The 20,270-nt window shown below is 48.1% G+C and carries 22 protein-coding genes; 11 read left to right on the top strand and 11 right to left on the bottom strand.

The genetic code is table 11. The annotated features are described in order from the left end of the window. Positions 1 to 566 precede the first annotated feature (566 nt). The 10 genes from hisI (at position 567) to V3S16_RS12045 (ending at position 8,710) form a co-directional block, all read left to right on the top strand. Positions 567 to 944: a phosphoribosyl-AMP cyclohydrolase gene (gene hisI, locus V3S16_RS12090; protein ID WP_413885275.1), complete on the top strand. Its 378-nt coding sequence runs from the start codon at positions 567 to 569 to the stop codon at positions 942 to 944. Next, positions 941 to 1,816 (top strand): ATP phosphoribosyltransferase, encoded by an 876-nt coding sequence (gene hisG, locus V3S16_RS12085; RefSeq protein WP_413885273.1) that lies wholly within the window; start codon positions 941 to 943, stop codon positions 1,814 to 1,816. The genes hisI and hisG overlap by 4 nt, the downstream gene beginning before the upstream one ends. A gap of 73 nt (positions 1,817 to 1,889) precedes the next feature. Beyond that, complete coding sequence (locus V3S16_RS12080) at positions 1,890 to 3,053, top strand: pyridoxal phosphate-dependent aminotransferase (protein ID WP_413885271.1); 1,164 nt, start codon at positions 1,890 to 1,892, stop codon at positions 3,051 to 3,053. A gap of 47 nt (positions 3,054 to 3,100) precedes the next feature. Beyond that, a complete protein-coding gene (gene yihA, locus V3S16_RS12075; protein WP_413885270.1) occupies positions 3,101 to 3,730 on the top strand; it encodes a ribosome biogenesis GTP-binding protein YihA/YsxC in 630 nt (209 codons plus the stop codon). A 170-nt stretch (positions 3,731 to 3,900) separates the two neighbouring features. Further along, positions 3,901 to 4,809: a GTPase Era gene (gene era / locus V3S16_RS12070; RefSeq protein WP_413885269.1), complete on the top strand. Its 909-nt coding sequence runs from the start codon at positions 3,901 to 3,903 to the stop codon at positions 4,807 to 4,809. Positions 4,810 to 4,928: 119 nt separating this feature from the next. Further along, entirely contained in the window at positions 4,929 to 5,243 is a 315-nt protein-coding gene (locus tag V3S16_RS12065) for an HNH endonuclease (RefSeq protein WP_413885267.1), read from the top strand. A 482-nt stretch (positions 5,244 to 5,725) separates the two neighbouring features. Further along, complete coding sequence (locus V3S16_RS12060; protein ID WP_413885265.1) at positions 5,726 to 6,166, top strand: Crp/Fnr family transcriptional regulator; 441 nt, start codon at positions 5,726 to 5,728, stop codon at positions 6,164 to 6,166. A gap of 172 nt (positions 6,167 to 6,338) precedes the next feature. Next, positions 6,339 to 6,749, top strand: coding sequence for a hypothetical protein (locus tag V3S16_RS12055; protein ID WP_413885263.1), 411 nt, complete (start codon positions 6,339 to 6,341; stop codon positions 6,747 to 6,749). 48 nt (positions 6,750 to 6,797) lie between these two features. Next, positions 6,798 to 7,928 carry a sodium ion-translocating decarboxylase subunit beta gene (locus V3S16_RS12050; protein WP_413885261.1) on the top strand — a complete coding sequence of 377 codons (1,131 nt, stop codon included), beginning with the start codon at positions 6,798 to 6,800 and terminating at the stop codon, positions 7,926 to 7,928. A 158-nt stretch (positions 7,929 to 8,086) separates the two neighbouring features. After that, positions 8,087 to 8,710, top strand: a complete 624-nt coding sequence (locus V3S16_RS12045) for a rubredoxin-like domain-containing protein (protein WP_413885259.1) — start codon at positions 8,087 to 8,089, stop codon at positions 8,708 to 8,710. Positions 8,711 to 8,741: 31 nt separating this feature from the next. On the opposite strand, the gene V3S16_RS12040 is transcribed toward V3S16_RS12045, so the two are convergent. From V3S16_RS12040 to V3S16_RS11990, 11 genes are all read right to left on the bottom strand, one after another. Next, positions 8,742 to 9,092 carry a hypothetical protein gene (locus V3S16_RS12040; RefSeq protein WP_413885257.1) on the bottom strand — a complete coding sequence of 117 codons (351 nt, stop codon included), beginning with the start codon at positions 9,090 to 9,092 and terminating at the stop codon, positions 8,742 to 8,744. Then, positions 9,085 to 9,774, bottom strand: a complete 690-nt coding sequence (locus V3S16_RS12035; RefSeq protein ID WP_413885255.1) for a YkgJ family cysteine cluster protein — start codon at positions 9,772 to 9,774, stop codon at positions 9,085 to 9,087. Before V3S16_RS12035 ends, V3S16_RS12040 begins: the two co-directional genes overlap by 8 nt. Positions 9,775 to 9,987: 213 nt before the next feature. Beyond that, positions 9,988 to 11,403, bottom strand: a complete 1,416-nt coding sequence (mnmE, locus tag V3S16_RS12030) for a tRNA uridine-5-carboxymethylaminomethyl(34) synthesis GTPase MnmE (RefSeq protein WP_413885254.1) — start codon at positions 11,401 to 11,403, stop codon at positions 9,988 to 9,990. A 3-nt stretch (positions 11,404 to 11,406) separates the two neighbouring features. Further along, positions 11,407 to 12,177: an RNA-binding cell elongation regulator Jag/EloR gene (jag, locus tag V3S16_RS12025; RefSeq protein WP_413885252.1), complete on the bottom strand. Its 771-nt coding sequence runs from the start codon at positions 12,175 to 12,177 to the stop codon at positions 11,407 to 11,409. Positions 12,178 to 12,191: 14 nt separating this feature from the next. Then, entirely contained in the window at positions 12,192 to 13,850 is a 1,659-nt protein-coding gene (gene yidC / locus V3S16_RS12020) for a membrane protein insertase YidC (RefSeq protein ID WP_413885250.1), read from the bottom strand. A gap of 41 nt (positions 13,851 to 13,891) precedes the next feature. After that, entirely contained in the window at positions 13,892 to 14,020 is a 129-nt protein-coding gene (locus V3S16_RS12015) for a hypothetical protein (protein ID WP_413885248.1), read from the bottom strand. Positions 14,021 to 14,229: 209 nt separating this feature from the next. Beyond that, positions 14,230 to 14,454 (bottom strand): membrane protein insertion efficiency factor YidD, encoded by a 225-nt coding sequence (yidD, locus tag V3S16_RS12010; protein WP_413885246.1) that lies wholly within the window; start codon positions 14,452 to 14,454, stop codon positions 14,230 to 14,232. After that, positions 14,447 to 14,800, bottom strand: a complete 354-nt coding sequence (rnpA, locus tag V3S16_RS12005; RefSeq protein WP_413885244.1) for a ribonuclease P protein component — start codon at positions 14,798 to 14,800, stop codon at positions 14,447 to 14,449. The genes yidD and rnpA overlap by 8 nt, the downstream gene beginning before the upstream one ends. 169 nt (positions 14,801 to 14,969) lie before the next feature. Next, positions 14,970 to 15,104 (bottom strand): 50S ribosomal protein L34, encoded by a 135-nt coding sequence (gene rpmH, locus V3S16_RS12000; RefSeq protein ID WP_413885243.1) that lies wholly within the window; start codon positions 15,102 to 15,104, stop codon positions 14,970 to 14,972. A gap of 221 nt (positions 15,105 to 15,325) precedes the next feature. Next, positions 15,326 to 16,867 carry an Rne/Rng family ribonuclease gene (locus V3S16_RS11995; RefSeq protein WP_413885241.1) on the bottom strand — a complete coding sequence of 514 codons (1,542 nt, stop codon included), beginning with the start codon at positions 16,865 to 16,867 and terminating at the stop codon, positions 15,326 to 15,328. Continuing rightward, positions 16,860 to 19,376 carry a TIGR03960 family B12-binding radical SAM protein gene (locus tag V3S16_RS11990; protein ID WP_413885239.1) on the bottom strand — a complete coding sequence of 839 codons (2,517 nt, stop codon included), beginning with the start codon at positions 19,374 to 19,376 and terminating at the stop codon, positions 16,860 to 16,862. The genes V3S16_RS11995 and V3S16_RS11990 overlap by 8 nt, the downstream gene beginning before the upstream one ends. Before the next feature lie 54 nt (positions 19,377 to 19,430). Here V3S16_RS11990 and V3S16_RS11985 point away from each other — a divergent pair. Continuing rightward, positions 19,431 to 20,270: trypsin-like peptidase domain-containing protein (locus V3S16_RS11985; protein ID WP_413885237.1), on the top strand; the 840-nt coding region annotated here is incomplete at its 3' end.

The raw sequence follows: 20,270 nt of genomic DNA, 5'->3' as shown, positions 1-20,270 counted from the left end.
GATATCCATGAACCATCTTAGGCTGCGTTACTGATTTCTCTCGATTTTGTTTATCCTTTAGGCTTCAGGCTGCGCCTCCGGCTACGACCCGACCGGTCGCTTTCAGCTTCCGACTTCGCTCTTTGAGCTACGACGGGACAAGACGACCCAACAAGCCGGGCAAGCCATGTTGGAGAAAGATTCCAAGGCTTGCATGCTAACAAATATCGTTCGTTTATGCAAGGTGATCATCCTGCATCCGGATAGTGCATTTTTTGTGCAGACAAGGCAAAAAGAGTTTGACTTTGCTCCGAATTCTCGTTATTTGATATAGTTTTAATTTGCCTTAACGTTGCATAAACCATAAGGCTGATGGCGTCGTCAAAAGTCCCATCTACTGCGTTGTAGTATTTTTGCAGACACTCGGCATACTACATGTATGGCCTCGTTCCTGAAAAAATATTACGCCTTTTTATCCCGCCGAGGTTTGGCGGGGGTATATGAACCTTTTTACTTAGCCCTCTATAGTTGAATTCGTGACTTTTTACGAGATCATCAAGGCTGATATTTAACAAAAGGCGTACTATATGATCAAGCTTGATTTTGAAAAACTCGGCGGCCTGGTACCTGCTGTGGTCCAGGATTATCAAACCGGCGAGGTATTAATGCTGGCCTTTATGAATGAAGAAGCATGGCGCGCAACGCTTTCCAGCGGTCAGGCCACGTATTACAGCCGCAGCCGGCAGACATTGTGGGTCAAAGGCCAAACATCGGGAAATCTGCAACTTGTCAAAGAAATCAGGGTTGACTGTGATGATGACACTGTTTTGCTTAAAGTTGAGCAGCTTGGTGGTGCGGCCTGTCACACCGGATATAAGAGCTGTTTTTTTAAACAGATAGAAAATGGAACTGTCAAAATCACCGCCAAGCCGGTATTTGATCCCGAGGAGGTATATAAAAAATGACAACGCTGTTAAAGCTGGGAATTCCCAAAGGAAGCCTGCAAAACGCAACCATTGCTCTGTTCAGACGCAGCGGGTGGAAAATTAACGTCAACGGCCGAAGCTATTTCCCGGAAATCAACGATGATACGATTGAATGCGCCATCTGCAGAGCCCAGGAGATGTCCTGTCATGTGGAGAGCGGCACCCTGGATGCCGGGCTCACCGGCAAGGACTGGATCGTTGAAAACAGCTCCAGCGTGCACGTGGTAGCTGACCTTGTCTATTCTAAAGTAAGTGCGCGACCGGCCCGCTGGGTCTTGGCGGTTACCTACGATTCGCCCATCAAAAAGCTGGAAGATCTGGAAGGAAAAAAGATATCAACGGAGCTGGTAGAATTTACTAAAGAGTACTTTGCTGAACGCAATATTAATGTTGTTGTTGAGTTTTCATGGGGGGCAACCGAAGCCAAAGTGGTATCCGGTCTGGCAGATGCCATCGTGGAAGTTACGGAAACCGAAAGCACTATTAGGGCCCATGGTTTGAGAATTGTCCATGAATTGATGCAGACCAATACCCAATTGATTGCCAACCATGATGCCTGGAAGCATCCTGCCAAAAAAAAGAAATTAGAACAGCTTGCGCTGTTACTCAAAGGCGCTCTTCTGGCTGAAAAACTGGTCGGCCTGAAAATGAATGTTCCTGAAAAACATATGAAACGGATAGTGTCATTGCTGCCGAGCCTCAATGCTCCTACGGTTGCCCCGCTTTATGACTCAAACTGGTTTGCAATCGAAACCGTGGTAGAATCAACTGTCGTCAGGGATCTTATTCCTGAGCTACTGAAAAACGGCGCTGAAGGCATTATTGAATATCCGCTCAATAAAGTAGTCTAGAAATCAAGTTGCGGGTTGCGGGTCGTAGCGCAGCGTTGATTCCGCTGAAGGCGGGGTTAAGAAGGGTGGGGAAATGATTTCAAAGCGAACGCAGGAAATGACCCCTTTTATCGTCATGGATGTTCTTGAAAAAGCCCATGCAATGGAGCGCAAGGGCGCTCATATCATCCACATGGAGGTGGGGGAGCCTGATTTTGACACGCCCCAGTGCATCAAGGATGCCGCGTGCAAGGCTCTCAATGACGGCCATACTCATTATACTCACAGCCTCGGTATTCTAGAGCTGCGGGAAGCCATTTGCGAACATTATTTTGACACCTACAATGTTTCCATAGATCCTGGCCGGGTGGTGATATCCTCCGGGACGTCACCGGCCATGTTTGTCATGTTTGCAGCGCTCCTGGAAAAGGATGACCAGGTCATTATTTCAGATCCTCATTATGCCTGCTATCCCAATTTCATCAAGTTCGTACAGGGCCGGCCGGTTACCGTACCGGTCTATGAGGAAGACGGCTTTCAATATCGACCTGAGGCCATCAAAGCAAAGATAACACCGCAAACCAAGGCCGTCTTAATCAATTCTCCGTCGAATCCAACCGGCAACCTCCTATCGGCAAGCCGGATGCAGGCCATTGCCGAGCTGGTTTTGGAAGCAGGCTCTCCCTATATCATTTCAGATGAAATTTATCACGGCCTGGTTTATGAAGGCAAAGAACACTCTGTCCTTGAATTTACAGACAAGGCTTTTGTTTTTAACGGCTTCTCTAAACTCTATGCCATGACAGGCTTAAGGCTTGGATACATGATTGCACCCAGGGACTTTATCCGGCCTATACAAAAGGTCCAGCAAAATTTTTTTATTTCCGCCAACGCCATGGTGCAGATGGCCGGCATCACCGCCCTCAAGGAGGCTGGAAATGACATTTTGCAAATGAAGCAAATATATAACGAGCGCAGACAATATATGATTCGCCGTTTGAAAGACATGGGTTTGGGGATAACTGTTGAACCCACGGGGGCGTTCTATGTGTTTGCAAACGCAAAACACATTTCGAGCGACTCATATAAACTTGCCTTTGAAATTCTGGAAAAGGCCCATGTGGGGGTGGCACCCGGCATTGATTTTGGAAAAAACGCTGAAGGTTATCTTAGATTTTCTTATGCAACTTCCTTGGAAAATATCTCCGAGGGGATGGATCGACTGGAAAAGTATATTAAAACTATACCGGATCTATGATGCATCTTGCACCCTGTGCCTTACATCATGTATCTTGTATATCAACCATGATTATCAAGTCCGCCGAATTCGTTAAAAGCGCTGTCAAACCGGATCACTATCCATCCGCTGATTTGCCGGAGATCGCGTTTGCCGGGCGCTCTAATGTGGGGAAATCTTCCCTGATAAATACGCTCTTAAATCGCAAACGTCTGGTCAAGACCAGCAGGACTCCCGGACGCACCCAGTTGATTAACTTTTTTTTGATCAACAAAGAGTTCTCTTTTGTAGATCTGCCGGGATATGGATATGCCAAAGTTCCGGCATCCGTGCGCAAATCATGGGGGCCCATGATCGAGACATACCTTTCAACCAGACAGGCATTAAAGGGTGTCGTGCTCATCATGGATGTTCGGCGGACACCCGGCATGCAGGAAGCAAACTTTATTGATTGGCTCCATTATTACAACAAGCCCTGCGTTCTGATACTTACCAAGGCGGATAAGCTCTCCAAAACAAACCGGATTAAGCAGCGCCTTGCCCATGCTAAAGCCTTAGGGGTTGATGTCGACGACCTGGTCCTGTTTTCCACCAAGTCACGCCTGGGCAAAGACGCTGTTTGGAATGCCGTTGAACAGTTAATCGACCATGCGCCAAAAAAGGAAACGCAACTTTTCAATAATGATGGGTCAACATAAAAAAATCCTTTGGGTGGATTCGTTTTTCACCGTTTCTTCCCCGCTTTCAAGGGGACCGGCCGGAAGCTGTGAAACTTATAAATAAATCCTTGATATCCTGTTGGTCCTGCCTGCCCCGTAGCTCCTTTTGATGGTACTGGGGTCTGATAAATATTATTGAGGTGAAACGCGTGTCGCATATCAAAAATCAATTTGCTGATTTCAGATCCGGATTTGTCGCCATTGCCGGTGCTCCCAATGTGGGCAAATCAACGCTGTTAAACCAGATGCTGGGCCAAAAACTTTCGATTACTTCAAAAAAGCCGCAAACTACTCGTAACCGCATCCTCGGTGTTTTACACAGGCCGGGGTCACAGCTTCTTTTCCTGGATACACCGGGCGTTCATCAAGCAAGACGTCCGCTTAACATCAGAATTGTAGAGGCCGCCCTTACAGCCATGGGGGATGTGGATGTCATCCTGGTTGTTGTCGACGCGGCCGTCCCTGATCCGGATGCCGAAGCTTTTTTAGTAAAAAAATTAAAGGCCTTAAAGCAGCCTGTCGTGCTTGTGCTCAACAAGATAGATTTAATTAAAAAGCCGCTGCTGCTTACCATGATGGATCAATGGTCCAAGAAATATTCTTTCGAAGCCATAATGCCGGTTTCAGCCATCCTGGGCGCTCAGGTTGAAGAACTCATCGAGACCATGGAATCTTTGCTGCCCAAAGGTCCGCCCTTGTTTCCCGAAGATACCATCACTGATATGCCGGAACGCTTTATTGCTGCCGAAATGATACGCGAAAAAGTTTTCCGCACAACCGGTCAGGAAATACCCTATTCCACAGCCGTCTCCGTGGATTCATTTTCTGAACAGAAAAAAGGCGCCCTTGTAAAAATTAACGCAACCATCCACGTTGAGCGTGCCTCCCAAAAAGGCATGGTAATCGGCAAAAACGGCAGCAAGCTCAAGCAGATCGGCCAGGCGGCCAGGCAAGAAATCGAACGCATGCTGGGTACGAAAGTCTTTTTAAAGCTTTTTGTGCGCGTACAGAAAAATTGGAGCAAAGATACCAAAGCTTTAAGAAAGTTTGGTTACTGATGATTCTTTCATATCATCCCTTTTTTGAAAAATTCTGAAGCCCGACGATTTTCTAAACCCTAACCTATGGAGAGGTTACGCGTAGCCGCGCTCTATAAAATCGTAGGACGATTTTATTTATGACCCCCTTTGCATACGATTTGGATGAGGCCGACATCAAGCGCGAACGGCGCAAGGCCCGGGACCTGAGGGCCTCCCAGTGGTGGAAACGCCGCCTGAACAAGGGAGTCTGCCACTACTGCGGCCGCGCCACCCCTCTCAAGGATCTCACCATGGACCACATTGTGCCTATTGCCCGCGGCGGCAAGAGCACTAAAGGAAACGTGGCCGCCGCCTGCAAGGAATGCAACAACGCCAAAAAACAGCTGCTCCCTATGGAATGGGAACAGTACCTAGCCCGCCTTTCTCATACAGAACCGCCGGCAGAAAAGTAAAGTAACGGACTCGAGCCCTGAGGGTCCGGATTTGATTCCACCCCCAAGGAGTTTGTGGTGGTTCTCAAAATAACGTTCCGTTCAGCCGTCGGATAATTTCGTTTAGGTCGGCAAGAACTCGCAAATAAAAGCGCGTAAAAGCGAACATGGCTATGGTTTTAAGAATATAGCGCAGCAATATGATTTTTATCATCAAATTGAGGCGCTTTGATGATGTTCTCTTTAACGCGCTCTAATTTACTCAGACAGCGTCCCGGCCTAAACGAAATCATCCGACGACTTCCTAATAAGATTAAAGGAAATGAATCAATCAGTCGGAACATATTGATGGAAACCGCTATAGTGTACCTCAAATGGAATGGTGGTACGATTTATTAATTTTTTTGTTGACTTTTTTCAGAATGTTGAACCAAATTAGACCATCTTTAAATTTGTTGCGACTATAATTTATTTCCTGACTTGACTACCCGAAAGGATTAAGTTTGCCGACAAACACGATGACATTAGAATCAATTGATCTTTTTGACGCATTAAAACCCGAGGAACTCAAGCAAGTACAATCAATTGCGCGCCCCGTACAAGTTGACGAGGCGGAAATCCTCACACGCATCGGTGCTCCTGCCCGTACTTTTTTTATTATTTTATCCGGCAACTTTATGATTTCTTTTAAAGGTGGCCGGGCGATTACGTTGCACGATAAGGGCAAAATCATGGGCTGGTCTGCTGTTTTCACCCCGTTGCGCTACAAAGGTACGACAGTGGCCCTGACCGACAGCGAAGTTGTAGCTATACCGGGCGATAAGTTTTTGAGTCTGATTCAAAGCAACGCCGCCCTGGGCAATAAAATCATGAACAAAATCAATATGATTGCGTCGGAAAGAATGTTTTTTGCCCAGAGTGCAGACCCGCAAGATAATTTTTGATCAATCAAGTCCTTGATTCTGCGGCCCCATAAATGCTACATAGTGTGCAACCATGGCAGCTGTACCGCCATAACGTGTTGATATAACACGGAAATTATAACAGAGCGCCATAAGGATCGGCTGTCGGCTTAGCCGACCCCTTGCTTTGCTCTCTCGTTTAAGGAGGTGCCCATTGTATGGTTTAGAAGCAATATCGACCCACAACGGCTGGGCCATGGCTGTTGCGGGGGTTATCATCGTCTTTGCCGCTCTGGTTGTTCTTTCTTCGACCATTGCCCAGTTCCACAAGATTCTTAATTTCCTGGATGACCGGGCAGCATCTCAAAACGACAAAGGCCTTCAAAAAGCATGCGGCGCAGAGGATTTCCCTGCTTCTGACCCTTTAAGGATGCAAAATCTTGCCGTGTCCGCCCGTCAGTTCAGACTGATCTCAGACCGACTCGGCGAACCTTTTCCCCTTCCAAAACTTTTAGGCCTTGCTGAATTGAGCGGGCTGCCTCGTCCGCATTCAGCAATTAATGACCTGCTAAAGGCCGGACTCATTGCCCCGGATGGAAAAGGGTATTTTTTCTGGAAACAATAAATTTATATTTACGCATAGCCGCGCCGTAAGAGCAACAGAGGGCAATCCATGGAACTTTTTTTTCAATTTTTATCTAATACCGGGTTCTATCTGGCCGACTACCGCCACCTCATAATGATCGTTGTCGGTTTCGTCTTTTTGTATCTGGGCACTGCCAAAGAGTATGAACCGCTTTTGCTGGTTCCGATCGGTTTTGGCATTTTAGTAGGCAATGTCCCTTTTTTCAAAGGATTTGGGCTGGGCATATATGAAAACAACAGTGTTTTGCACTATCTCTATTTCGGCGTCACCAGCGGCCTGTACCCTTCGATCGTTTTTCTTGGTCTAGGAGCGATGACCGATTTTTCTTCATTGCTGGCGCGTCCCATCCTCATGCTGTTGGGTGCCGCCGCCCAGATGGGAATATTCTTTACCCTGCTAAGCGCCATGGCGCTCGGCTATCTGCCTAGGGAAGCCGCCTCCATTGCTATTATCGGCGGGGCCGACGGGCCGACGTCCATATTTCTCACTGCTAAACTGGCACCCCATCTGATCGGCCCCGTCGCTATCGCCGCCTATTCTTACATGGCTCTGATTCCCGTGATCCAGCCGCCCATCATGCGGCTTCTGACCAGCCGCGAGGAACGGCTGATCCGGATGCCGGAGCTCCGTGAAGTATCCAAAAAAGAACGCGTCCTTTTTCCCGTTGCCGCTGTGCTGCTCTCCTGTTTTCTGGCGCCGGCCTCCATACCGCTGCTGGGCATGTTCTTTTTCGGCAATTTCTTAAAAGAGTGCGGTGTAACCGAACGCCTGGCCCAGACCGCCCGTACGTCCATTATCGACACCGCAACCATACTATTAGGCTTAACGGTCGGCGCCAGCACCCAGGGCGATGTGTTTTTAACACCGAAATCCGTGGGTATTTTCTTTCTTGGTGCCGTCGCCTTTAGTATCGCCACCGCCTCCGGTGTAATTTTCGCTAAAATCATGAATCTTTTTCTTAAAGTAAAAATCAACCCTCTGTTGGGAGCCGCCGGCGTGTCTGCAGTTCCGGGGTCGGCCCGCGAGGTGCATCTGGTGGGCCTGTCAGAAGATCCTGAAAACTTCCTGCTAATGCATGCCATGGCCTGCAACTCATCCGGCGTTATTGGCTCCGCAATCTGTGCCGGTATTTTGTGGAGCTTCATGATTGGGCTTTGACAACCCTGATGGCGTCGTAAAAAGTCACGAATTCAACTATAGATGGCTAAGTAAAAAGGTTCGTATACCCCCGCCAAACCTCGTCGGGATAAAAAGGCGTAGTAGATGGGACTTTTTACGACGCCATCAACCCTAGTAACCACGCAAAGAGACTCCCTATGAAAAAATGGCGGTGTACGGTTTGCGGCTATATTCACGCAGGAGATGATCCTCCTGAAAAATGCCCTGTGTGCGGTGCTGACCGCAGCAAGTTTGTTGAAGTTAATTCCCCAGAAACTGGTGCGGCAGAGCCTGATCGGCCGTCCCCGCCCTCCACAGCAGCATTGACTCCCTGGTCGAAACTTTATGGTTTCGTGACCGCCCTGATATCCAAACACCATGTTCATCCGATTTCCGTTCATATCCCCAACGGCGTTGCGCCCGCTGCCGTGCTTTTTGTTGCCCTGGCAATTTTCTTCCAGCTTGAAAATCTTGCACTGGCAGCGTTTTACAATATGGTCTATGTCGTCCTGGCCCTGCCCCTGGTGCTGTTTTCCGGGTATATCGACTGGCAAAAAAAGTTTGATGGAAAGCTTACGGGCATTTTTGGGGTCAAGATGGTCTGTGGGTTTGTGGTCTTGTTGACTTCGATAATCCTGGTTGTGTGGCGCATCATGGATCCCAATATCGCCGCAGCGACATCCGCAAACCGCTGGATGTTTCTTGGCGTTCATTTGGTGTTGTTGAGCGCAGCGGGCATTGCCGGGTTTTGCGGGGGCAAGCTGGTTTTTAACCAAGACTAATCATGAAATCTCCGGGCTTGGCCCGGATATTTCATTCGGTATATCCTTCTTTGCGCAGCAGAGCATGGTACCAGACTGAAAACTCGAACATGCCTCTGTACCTGTCATCGTCATTGATGATTCCCAGGCAAAGATCAAAGACACCACGCCCATATTCATTGCTGTATTCTTCCGAGGTTCTGGTGTATAAGAACTCGCGTACAAGCGTTTGGGTCGTACGCTTGGTTTTATCTTTACGAATATCGATAGGGTCTTTGGGCTCTTGAAACGGGTCCCATTCCGCATACCCTTTTTTAAGGATATGCTTCTGGAGCCGTGTTGACATACCGTCGAAAATGGCCTTTTTTCTCTTTTCCTGTTCTTCCGGGGCAATTTCAGTCATCAGCCTGACCTTTTTTATCTGTACCTTTGGCGGTTTTTGTCATCCCTAGATGTTCCGCGTCGTAAACCGTAATAAGTGCCATGGAGACCGGTACCAGCATATCCGCCATTTTAACATGTTTGGTTTTTATGCCGGCGACCAGTTCCTGAGAAATTACAAAAAGCTTCCCCTGGATTGTATCCAGGCTAACCGTCGGATACTGTTTGCCCTCTTCGAAGCCTGATTTTCCGCAAGTATGACCGCTGCCACCGATGGAAGTGGGGATTCCGTAAAGTCTGCATGTTATGGGCCGCTCTTCATAGAGGTCACACAAATCTTTGGCGTTCAGCAGGGGGCAGCGACAGCGTTCCGCAGCCAAATCCGTCAAGAGTTCAACTTCTTTTTTCCCGGACTGCATCTTTTGATATGCTCTTCTTTTAATCATATACACCTTGCGGTCGGCGCGATTCGCTTTTTCAATCAACGGCTCACGTTCCTTGCCCTGAAATTTTTGGTTGAACTTATGGTTGATATAAAGCGCTTCGATCAGGGCAAGGTCAAAAAGCGCGTAGCAGCAGTCGGCGCATTTGATTGCGCATGCAACACCCTTGGGATGTTCTTTTTTCACACGCTCAAAAACGTCGTCCGCCATTTTTGAAACTGCTTTGTATTGCTCGAAATACGGCGTAAAGTCTATTTCCATCACCAATGCCCTTGCCCAATTTTTTATGACTGTTTCACGTGAAACATAAAGTTGCCGGTATCGTAAAAAGCCCCTTTTTTACTTTTTGCTAATGTTGATGTTTTCGTAAAAAGTAAAACTTTCCTTTTTACGAACGTTTTAAGTATTTGTAAATAATTGTAAAACAATAACCTAAAACGTGATGAATTCGACTTTTTACGAATTCATCAATGCTTATTTTCCGATGCAGAAACGACTGAAAATTTGATCGATGACATCTTCTCGGGTGGTAAGCCCGACAATTTCCCCCAAAGCATCGATCGCTTCCTGGATATCGATGGCGATAAGCTCAAAAGGCGTCTTGTTGTTGATTGCTTCTACCGCGGAAGCCGTCAGCTGCAAGCAGCGTTCCAGGGCAATTTTATGCCGCAAATTAGGAATGGTCGCATTTTCGGCTTCGAGCTGAAAGTCACCCATAGCAATTTTTACGATTAAGTCCTTCAGCGCGCCGAGCCCCTCTCCGTAAAGCGCCGATATCTTGATGGCCGGTGTTTGCTCCCACGTATCGGGAAGTTCCGGCCCGTCTTTATTGTTAACAAGGTCGATCTTATTAAGAACCAGAACCGACCGTTTGTTATGGATGGTTTCATAGATTCTATGGTCTTCGCGGGCCAAGGGCTCGCTGGCGTCAATCATAAAAAGAACCAGATCTGATCTGTTAATATATTCCTCTGTTTTTTGGATGCCGATAACCTCGACCGGATCATCGGTTTCGTGGAGACCGGCGGTGTCAGCCACAACAACCGGTATACCTCCTATGTTTAAGGTTTCTTCGATTAAATCCCTGGTGGTGCCGGGAATGGATGTAACAATAGCGCGGTCGTTTTGGATCAACCTGTTCATAAGGCTCGATTTGCCGACATTCGGCTTGCCGACAACCGCCATTTTTATACCATCTCTTAAAATATGGGCCTCTTTATATTGCTGTATTAATTCTTTTAAAGGCTCAATAGCTTTGTTGGCGATAACCGCAACGGCTTTCCCGTCCTTGATGATATCTTCAACATCCTCGGGAAAGTCTATGGCCGCTTCGATTTCGGTCAGGCTTTCTAACAGAAGGTCCCGGATCGCTTCAACTTTTTGTTTCAGATCACCCCGTATTTGTGAAGCGGCGATTTCCAGCGCTTTGTCTGTGCGAGAATTGATAATATCCACAACCGCCTCGGCCTGCGTTAGATCGATGCGTCCGCTTAAATAGGCTCGTTTGGTAAATTCTCCCGGTTCGGCCAGGCGGGCGCCCTGCTTTAACACCAACTCAAGCGTCGCGGCAAGCACTACCTGCCCGGAATGGGTGTTTATTTCAACAACGTCCTCCCTGGTATAGGTGCGGGGTGCCGACATCGCCGAAATCAGCACTTCGTCCAGAACCCTTCCGTTTTCAGGGTCCACAATATGTCCATGATAAAGGCGGTGTGACTGCATGGCGGCAGCAAGGTGCGCATCTGTAGTTCGAGACCCATCAGTGGCGTCGCCCGTCTTTTGAAAAATGGCGGCGGCAATTGACAGGGCGTCTCGGCCTGAAATTTTGATTATGCCGATACCGCCGCTGCCGACGGGCGTTGCTACGGCGGCGATAGTGTCTTGTTCCATTGATTATCTGCCGGAGTTTTTCTTAGGATAAACAACCAGCTCCCTTAAATATCCCTCACCCATACTTTGTGTTCGTACCGCGCCGTCATCTTTTAAGGCCAGATGGACGATTCTGCGGTCGTGAGCAGTCATCTGTCCCATCGTTGCCGGCTTGCCTGTACGCTTGGCCTTGTCAGCCTGTTGCCTGGCGCGTTTTTGCAGACCAAAGCGTCTGTTTTGCAAATAGCCTTCAACATCGACCTGCACGCGGATTCTTTTTGTGCTGCGTTTGTTGACCATTTTTTCAACAAGATACTGGATCGCTTCAAGGGTTTGCCCCCGCCTTCCGATGAGAACGCCGGTTTCCCCCCCGTTTACATTGAAAAAAATCCGACCCCTTCCTTCTTTTACCGATATTTTGGCATCGGTAGTAATTAAATCGACGATGCGCTGCAAAGCATCTTTACCGATTTCTGTGGAGTCATCCTCCACGGGATCGGGTATATATTCACGGCTTGCGGCGCTTTTAATCGTCTCGGCCTCTGCTTTGGTTTGCTTCTTAGACCATTCGTCGCTTATAACCTTATCGGGCGCTTCAGGCCCAAGCTCCGGGGCCGGCTCCGGCATGGTGACACGAATCCGCGCCTTTTTGGTCCCAACCAGACCAAAAATTCCGGTCGATCCATAAGATATAACATCGTGTTGAAGTTCTTCTGCGGGTATGTTTAGCTCCGCACACGCTTTTTGGATGGCCTTTTCAACACTTTTGTCTTCAAATTCGAAACAGGGCGACATGGACACCTCCGTTATTAAGCCTTTTTCTTTGTAACATAATATTGTTGGGCTATTGATAGAATGTTGTTTACCAGCCAGTATAAAACAAGTCCCGAAGAAAAATTGATAAAAATTACTGTAAAAACCAGCGGCATTAACATCATCATTTTGGCCTGGGCAGGATCTCCCGGCGGCGGCGACATTTTCTGCTGCAACAGCTGGGTGGCGCCCATAACAATGGTCAAAACCGGAATGCCGTAGGGCGGCTGCATCAAGGGAATCGCTACGTCAAACCTGAGCAGTCGATCAGGAGCAGAAAGGTCGGTAATCCAGCCGAAAAAAGGCGCATGTCTCAGCTCTATGGCTCCATACAGCATGCGGTAAAGGGCAAAAAATACAGGAATTTGAACCAGCATGGGAAGGCATCCGCCCAGCGGGTTTACCTTGTACGCCTTATACAAATGCATCGTTTCTTCTTGCATTTTTTTCTTGTCATCACCATATTTTTCTTTGAGTTTGGCGATCTCCGGCTGGATTTTTTTCATTTCTGCCATGGATTTATAGCTTATGTTGCCCAGCGGCCACAGGATGATCTTGCTCATTATCGTTAAAATAATGATTGCAACCCCGTAGTTGGCAATAAAGTGCTTATACAGAAAATCCATGATCCAAACAAAGGGTTTGGCCAAAAAGTCAAACCAGCCGAAATTAACAGCTTTGTCAAGATCATAATCGAGCTTTTTGAGGATGCTCAAGCTCTTGGGTCCCAAAAAAAGATTGTACTTGAATATGTGTCGGGACCCGGGCTCAATCACACGTTCAGGATGAACATACTGGTTTTCCAGAAGGTCGTTTGCGTGCAGAAAAAGACGCATGCTGGCTTCGCCGGCTTGCTCGGGAATAATGGCCGACATGAAATAACGACCTTGAATTGATATCCATGTGAGCTTGCCGTCATAAACGTTTTGTTTCTTTATCTTCTTTGTTTTGACTTCCTCGACCTTGTTATTGATGAGCGCGCTCGGTCCTTCAAATCCCATCCGGCTGCCCTTTTCGCCGGCTGGTTTCAGAAGCGACAGGAAAAGCTTGTCCCGGACGGTTTGGCTGGAGCCGTTTGTTAAGGTTACGTTGAGTCCGATCATGTACGTTTCGGGTGAAAATACAAACTTTTTTTCAACCACAAATCCTTGGGGGGATCTCCATAAAAATGCAACCTCCCTTGATCCATCGCCAATATCAACGACATCAGACTCAAGGTTTGCTTTGAACACCGCCCCCTTAAGGCCTTCAACGCTTCTTCCCGCAAACCCAAGCCGGACCGTCCCGCCCTGCATGCCCGGAGGTATCATTTCGTATAGGGGCGAAGCGAAATCAATGCTTTGTCTGTAGTCCTTAAGGACAAAGCTCTTAAACTCGGCCCCCCTTTCTGAGATTTTTACTGTATACAGCGGCGTGTTGACGGTAATGCTGCGGGCGGTCTGAAGTGTTTGTGGCTCTAGGGCCTGCGGGGGTGCGGCAGCGGGGGCAACGGCTTGCCCTATGGCGGGCAATTCCGGCGTCTTGGCAACCGGTTGCTCGGCCTGCGGCGTCTTTTTCGTCTGTTCAACTTTTTGCTTTCCAACAAAAAAATAGTTCCAGACGACAAACACTAGTATAGAAAGCACTATGGCGGCAATTAATCGACCAGTCTCCATGTTCCTCTCCGACTTCAATTTCAAAAACGGTTCTGTTAGGCCTAAAGGACTCGCAGCCCCGCTGCAACGGGATTTCCGCTCTGCACCGACAGGCTGCGGTCACCGCTATTGCGGTATGCGTATTTAAGGGCTTCTGTCTGTTTTTTGATGCGTTCGCTGTGATATTTCAACAAGCAGGGTTTTTCTGGTTGATCTATAGGGTTAGAGTCTTTGCGGGGCTGTTCGAAGGCAGATGCACGCACTCTTGAGCAACAGGCTCGTTTTGCGATACCATCCCTCAATGATCTATCAAAACGCCGGCATATCGCGCTGTTAGACCTTCTCCGCACAAGCAGCAGGCGCTGCCCGTTGATGCGCAGATTTTTTTGGTCCGCTGCCTTTAAGGAACCGGATCAACGCCACCCGCATTAAAGGGATGGCACCTTATTATCCTTTTTAAGGCTAACAAAACTCCCCTGGGCAGGCCGTGGTGCGATATGGCCTGATAGGCATACTCTGAACAGGTTGGGTAAAAACGGCATTTCGGAGCCATAACAGGAGACAATAGAAGCTGATAGGCTTGTATCGGCAACAAAGCAAGCCGCATAAAGACTCTATTAATCATTATTGCTCCTGGAAATTCTGTCAAAAATATCTTTCAGCGACAAAAATGTCTGCTCCGAGGTTAGCCCGGCCGCTGTTTTTCTGGCTGTTATGTTGATGTCCAGGCAGCCGGCGAGCATGTGTCGATTCAGCCTAAAATATTCTCGAGAAAAGCGTTTAATCCTGTTGCGAGCCGCTGCGTTTCCAACCTTTTTCGATACAGTAATACCAAGTCGTGTGTTTTCAAATTGCCCCGGACAATATGTAGCTACAAAATTTTTATTAGAAATTTTTTTTTCTTTCCTTGATAAACGCAGAAAATCAGGGCGCTTTAAAATTCTGTCCGCCTTGGTAAAGAAAAAGCGCAAAAGAAGCTATCCCTCTGTATTTGCTTGTTTTTAATGTCTTATTTGTCGGCCGGTCTTGATTTAAATGTACTTGAAACAACGAAGCCCCTGTCGGCAAAATTAACAAGGCGACCTGCTTTTGAGTCTCTGGTGGGGAAATCGTTTTTTTGTTATTAAAACAAGCTGTTCTTTAGACCGCCAGACGTTTTCTCCCTTTTGCTCTACGACGGTTAATAATTCTTCGACCCGGCTTTGTTGACATTCTTTTCAAAAATCCATGGGTGCGGGCACGTTTTGTTCTGCTTGGCTGATATGTTCTTTTCATAACCCATCCTTTATTTATTACATCTACCCGGCATCCCGCCGATGGGGGACGGCGAAGATGCTCTACGCTCTGAAGCGGCGGCGTTGGAATTAGGCTAAAACCCACAAAAACTATCCGCGCCGCCTAAACAGCATCGTCAAAAATCAACAACTAAACCATATAATAAAACACAGATTTTTTTCAATGTCAACACCCAAGGCCACCAAACAGCATAACTGTTTTTAATCTTTTAATACTTCAAAAACATCAAACTCTTCCACATGCAGCTGGGGGTTGGGATATATGACAATCTGGTTGTTTATAATGCGTTCAAGGGCGACGATAATATGATTCTCCTCTCCATGGAGAATTTCGGCGATTTCCGGGTTTACCCTCAGCGAGACCTTGGCCCCCAGCATGTCCCATGATTCGCGCAGTATCTCCCGATATATATTGTAACAAATCGTCTGCTTGGAGACCAGGTACCCTTCGCCGCCGCAGTAAAAGCACGGCTCGCACAGTATGCGTGTAAGCGGTTTTCTGATCCGCTTGCGCGTCATCTGGATCAGCCCCATGTCTGACATGGGAAGCACGTTGGTTTTGCTCCGATCCTTTTTTAAAGCTTCCTTCAGCGCACTAAAGACCTTCTCTTGGTTGGACTTTTTCTCCATGTCGATAAAATCAATTATTATAATGCCGCCGAGATCTCGAAGGCGTATTTGATATGCAATCTCTTTAACCGCCTCAAGGTTTGTTTTTAAGATGGTTTCCTCGAGATTATACTTGCCGACATACCGGCCGGTGTTGACATCGATGGCCACCAGCGCTTCGGTATGCTCGATCACGATGTAGCTGCCTGATTTCAGCCATACTTTGCGTTTTAGAGCACGAGAAATATCACCCTCGATATTGAAAGCCCCGAAAATTGGTTCCGCTCCTTCATACAGCTCCACGGAACTCTTTAAGCTTGGCATAAACGTGTCTAACAAACCAAGCACCGACTCGTACCCCTCGGAAGAATCGATGATCAGCTTTTCGGCTTCATGGATTAACAGGTCCCTAACCGCCCTAAGGCTAACGGAAAGCTCTTTGTGTATCAACGCCGGCGCCGAGGCGCTTTCATGTTTTTTTTGGATGTTTCCCCATAGATTTTTAAGAAACTTCATCTCATTGGCAAGTTTTTCTTGCTGGACCCCTTCGGCTGCGGTTCTTGCTATGTAGCCAAAACGGTCTTCTCGCAACTCCTGCACCATTTGCTTTAAACGGTTCCGTTCGACTTCATCTTCGATACGCCTGGACACCCCGACATGATCAGAAGTCGGCATTAAAACCAGAAAGCGGCCGGGAAGAGAGATGTGGGTTGTAGCGCGTGCTCCCTTGGTCCCCATTGGAGATTTGGCAACATGCACCATTATCTCCTGGCCTTCTATCAGCAGCTCTTCGATGTTGCCGTTGCGATGGGCATAGGTCCTAATCGGAGCGGTTAAATTAATATCAGCCGCAGGCTCTTTGTTGTCTTCCTGGTCAACAAAGAGCTCTTCGATATCATTCTGGCTGCTGCCGATGACATCGTCCACATAAATAAACGCCGCCTGATTAAGGCCTATGTCCACAAAAGCAGCCTGCATGCCCGGCAGGACACGCTGGACCCGACCTTTGTAAATATTGCCTGCGATATCAGAGGCCTCTCCTCTTTCAATGAAAAGTTCCGCAATGTTGCCGTCTTCAAGCAGCGCTACCCGCGTTTCATGTTCGGTAATATTTATAACGATTTGTTTATACATTTTCGGAGCTCATTTTAACTATTTGGGTCTGCTTTATTTTATTTGCGGGCAAGCTGAAAATGCGGCCCAGGACTTCAGGCGGTCTCACCGTTTTCCCCGGTTCCGATCGCAGCGTCATCTGCAACCGATCAGGGGCCAGCAATTCGATGTTTAAAACTAACTCTTTAAGATCCACTTCTTTTGTTTGGCCTTTGCGGTTGTTGCGCCTATAAATAACTTCCGGGCTGTTATGAAAATTTGTTAGTTCTTTTTCATCAAAAAAACCATCTTTTTTTGTTACCATATAAACTGCTGCGGTCAAATTGTTGCGCAACGCCCTGGGGGCGGCCGGCTGACAATCTATGACCCTTAGGCCCTCGGGAAGCTGTGGATTTAATCTTTCTAAAACACTTTGCGCATTAAAGCCCGCCGCCACTTCCAGGTAAAAGTGTTCCTTCAGGCCCTCCAGACCCACAGGGAGAGGATCTTCAAAAGATATCAACGGTTTTGGATGAAAGCCTTGTGAAAATTTTACCTGTATTCCGGCTCTCCGGATGGCGCGCAAAACAATATTAACCAATTCAAGGTGCCCAAAATATTTGGCTTGGCCCTGCTTGGAATAAGCGACCTTCAGCTTTTTATAAACCGCTTCGGTGGGCTGCCCGGTCAGCCTCTGATTTGCGGCCGTGCCGTTACAGGTGCTATGTGTTTTCGGTTCGACGAGATTAAAGTCACACACACCGCAATTGTTGCACTCTTGGTCGCGGCAATCGCCTGTATGTTCACCTTCCAGGGCCTTTGCCCATTCGCTTTGCAAAAAATCTTTGTCAACTCCGGCATCGATATGGTCCCAGGGAAGCGGCTCCGTCAAGGCCCTTGCGCGGGTGGTATAATAATCGATCTCCACGCCTTCTTGAGAAAAAGCTTCTTGCCATAATCGATACTGAAACTTGTCGCTCCAGCCGTCAAACCTGCAACCCTTTTGATGGGCTGCAACCAGCAAACGGCCGAGGCGCCGGTCGCCCCGCGACCACAAGCCTTCGAGCAGGCTTACTTCGGGATTCTGCCATTTAAATTGAACCCCGGGCATCTTTAGTTTGTCCCGCAACCACCGTATCTTGTCTTGCGCTGCATCCAAACAAATCTGTGAAGCCCACTGGAAGGGGGTGTGGGGTTTGGGAATAAACGTTGCTACGCTGACGTTGATTTTTATGCCTTTTCTATTTTTAACTTTAATCTTACGAAGGTTTCTTACCAGGCTGACGATGGCCTGTAGGTCTTTGATAGTCTCGGTTGGCAGCCCCACCATAAAGTATAGTTTTATCACCCGCCATCCCAGCCGGGTTGCGTTCTCAACCGAGGTAACGATATCCGCTTCTTCAATGTTCTTGTTAACAACATCCCGCAGTCTCTGGCTGCCTGCTTCCGGTGCAATCGTAAGGCCGGTTTTTCTAACCTTTTTGACCAGACTCATAAGCTGCGGCGTTAAAGAGCCGGCCCGCAGAGAGGGCAAAGAGACGGCGACACGGCGATGCTCACATCTTTGCATAAGATGTTCCATCAGAGGAATGATACACTCGTAGTCCCCCGTGCTTAATGATAAAAGCGACAAATCTTCGTACCCGGTAGCGGCCATGGAGGCTTCAAACAAAGCAATCAGCGTCTCCATAGACCGTTCGCGCACCGGTCGATATATCATGCCGGCCTGGCAGAATCGGCAGCCCCGGGTGCAGCCCCGGGATACTTCCAGACGAAGACGGTCGTGCACGGGTTTACCAAAGGGCACTATGGGCCTTTCTGGAAAAGGCGCCCGGTCCAGATCGCCCATAATGGCTCGCTTAACCCTTGGGTGCTGCTCCAGGCCGGGCAAAAAGGCCTGGAAGCCGGCGTCATCATATCTTGGCCTAAAAAAGGCCGGCACATAAACACCTGTTATGTCAGACCATTTTTTTAACAGGGCCTCTTTGTCGTCGGCGCCGCCGGCCTTCCATTCCATCCAGGCGCGCGACATCTCTATGATCACGTTCTCCCCGTCACCAACCACCATGGCGTCAAAAAAATCAGCAACGGGCTCCGGATTACAAGCACAAGGACCGCCGGCTATGATCAGCGGGTATGACAGGTCCCGCTCGCCGGCTAAAAACGGAATTTTGGCAAGCTCAAGCATATAAAGCACGTTAGTATAATTCAGTTCATAGAGCAGGCTGAAACCGATGATATCAAATTGATTCAGTGGTTGTTGAGATTCCAGAGAGACAAGAGGAATTTCAGCGGACTTCAGATATGCCGCCATGTCAAGCCCGGGCGCAAAAACCCGTTCTGCGGCGATATCCTTGTGGCGGTTCAAGATATGATAAAGAATTTGAAGGCCGAAATGTGATGTTCCGATTTCGTACATGTCCGGAAACGCCAGGACTATACGCAGTTGTACCGCGTTGAGGTCTTTTTTGATTGCATTGATTTCCGTTCCCAAATAACGACTGGGTTGCTCGACCAGCGGTAAGATGTCTTGAATGGTTCTAATACTCATGGTATAAGTATAATAAACACTTTGCCAACGTTTACAAATCTTTTTTAAGACAAAATGACTCTGCACCGCTTTAAATCAATAATTTTTTTTCCCGCGCTCTGGGCCCTGGTTGTCCACCAAATTATATTACCCTCTCGCGGCCTCAGCAATGAAGACCGCAGGGAAACTCCTGTTGTCAGAGCCGTCAGAAAGGTCAGCCCGGTAGTTGTCAATATAAGTTCCGAGGTGGCGGTTCGTGGGCGGGCCAACCCGTTTTCAGGGCTGGGGCTGGACCCTTCTTTAGAAGGTTTTTTCAAGGACTTTTTCGATCCCGGATTTGAACAGCGATACCAGCGCGCCAGCCTTGGGTCCGGGGTCATTATCGACGGTAAAAGAGGTTTTATTCTAACGAACAATCATGTCATTCAAAAAACAGGGACTATTACCGTGGTCCTTAAAGACGGGCGCGAATTTAAGGCTCAGATTGTTGGCGCCGACCCTGAATCCGACCTTGCGGTGCTGCGCATTGCTTCACAAACCCCCCTGCCGGACATCAAGATGGGCAACTCCGACGACTTGATGGTTGGTGAAACGGTTTTTGCCATCGGCAACCCTTTTGGGTTTTCAAACACAGTAACAACCGGTGTCATCAGCGCCACCAATCGCAGCATACGCTCTGAAGATATGGTTTATCACGACTTTATTCAGACCGACGCTTCCATTAACCCCGGAAACAGCGGGGGGCCGCTTTTGAACATCCATGGTGAGCTCATCGGGATAAACACCGCGATCTATGCCAAGGCTCAGGGAATCGGTTTTGCCATACCCATCAATAAAGCCAAGCGGATTGTGGCCGATCTTATTAAGTTTGGCGAGGTTGTCCAGGCCTGGATCGGCCTGACCGTTCAGAGCATT

It is taken from the genome of Candidatus Desulfatibia sp. (assembly GCF_036446775.1).
Classification (GTDB): domain Bacteria; phylum Desulfobacterota; class Desulfobacteria; order Desulfobacterales; family UBA11574; genus Desulfatibia_A.
Note: the sequence above shows the minus strand (reverse complement) of the source record. Positions and strands in the feature narration are given on the sequence as shown.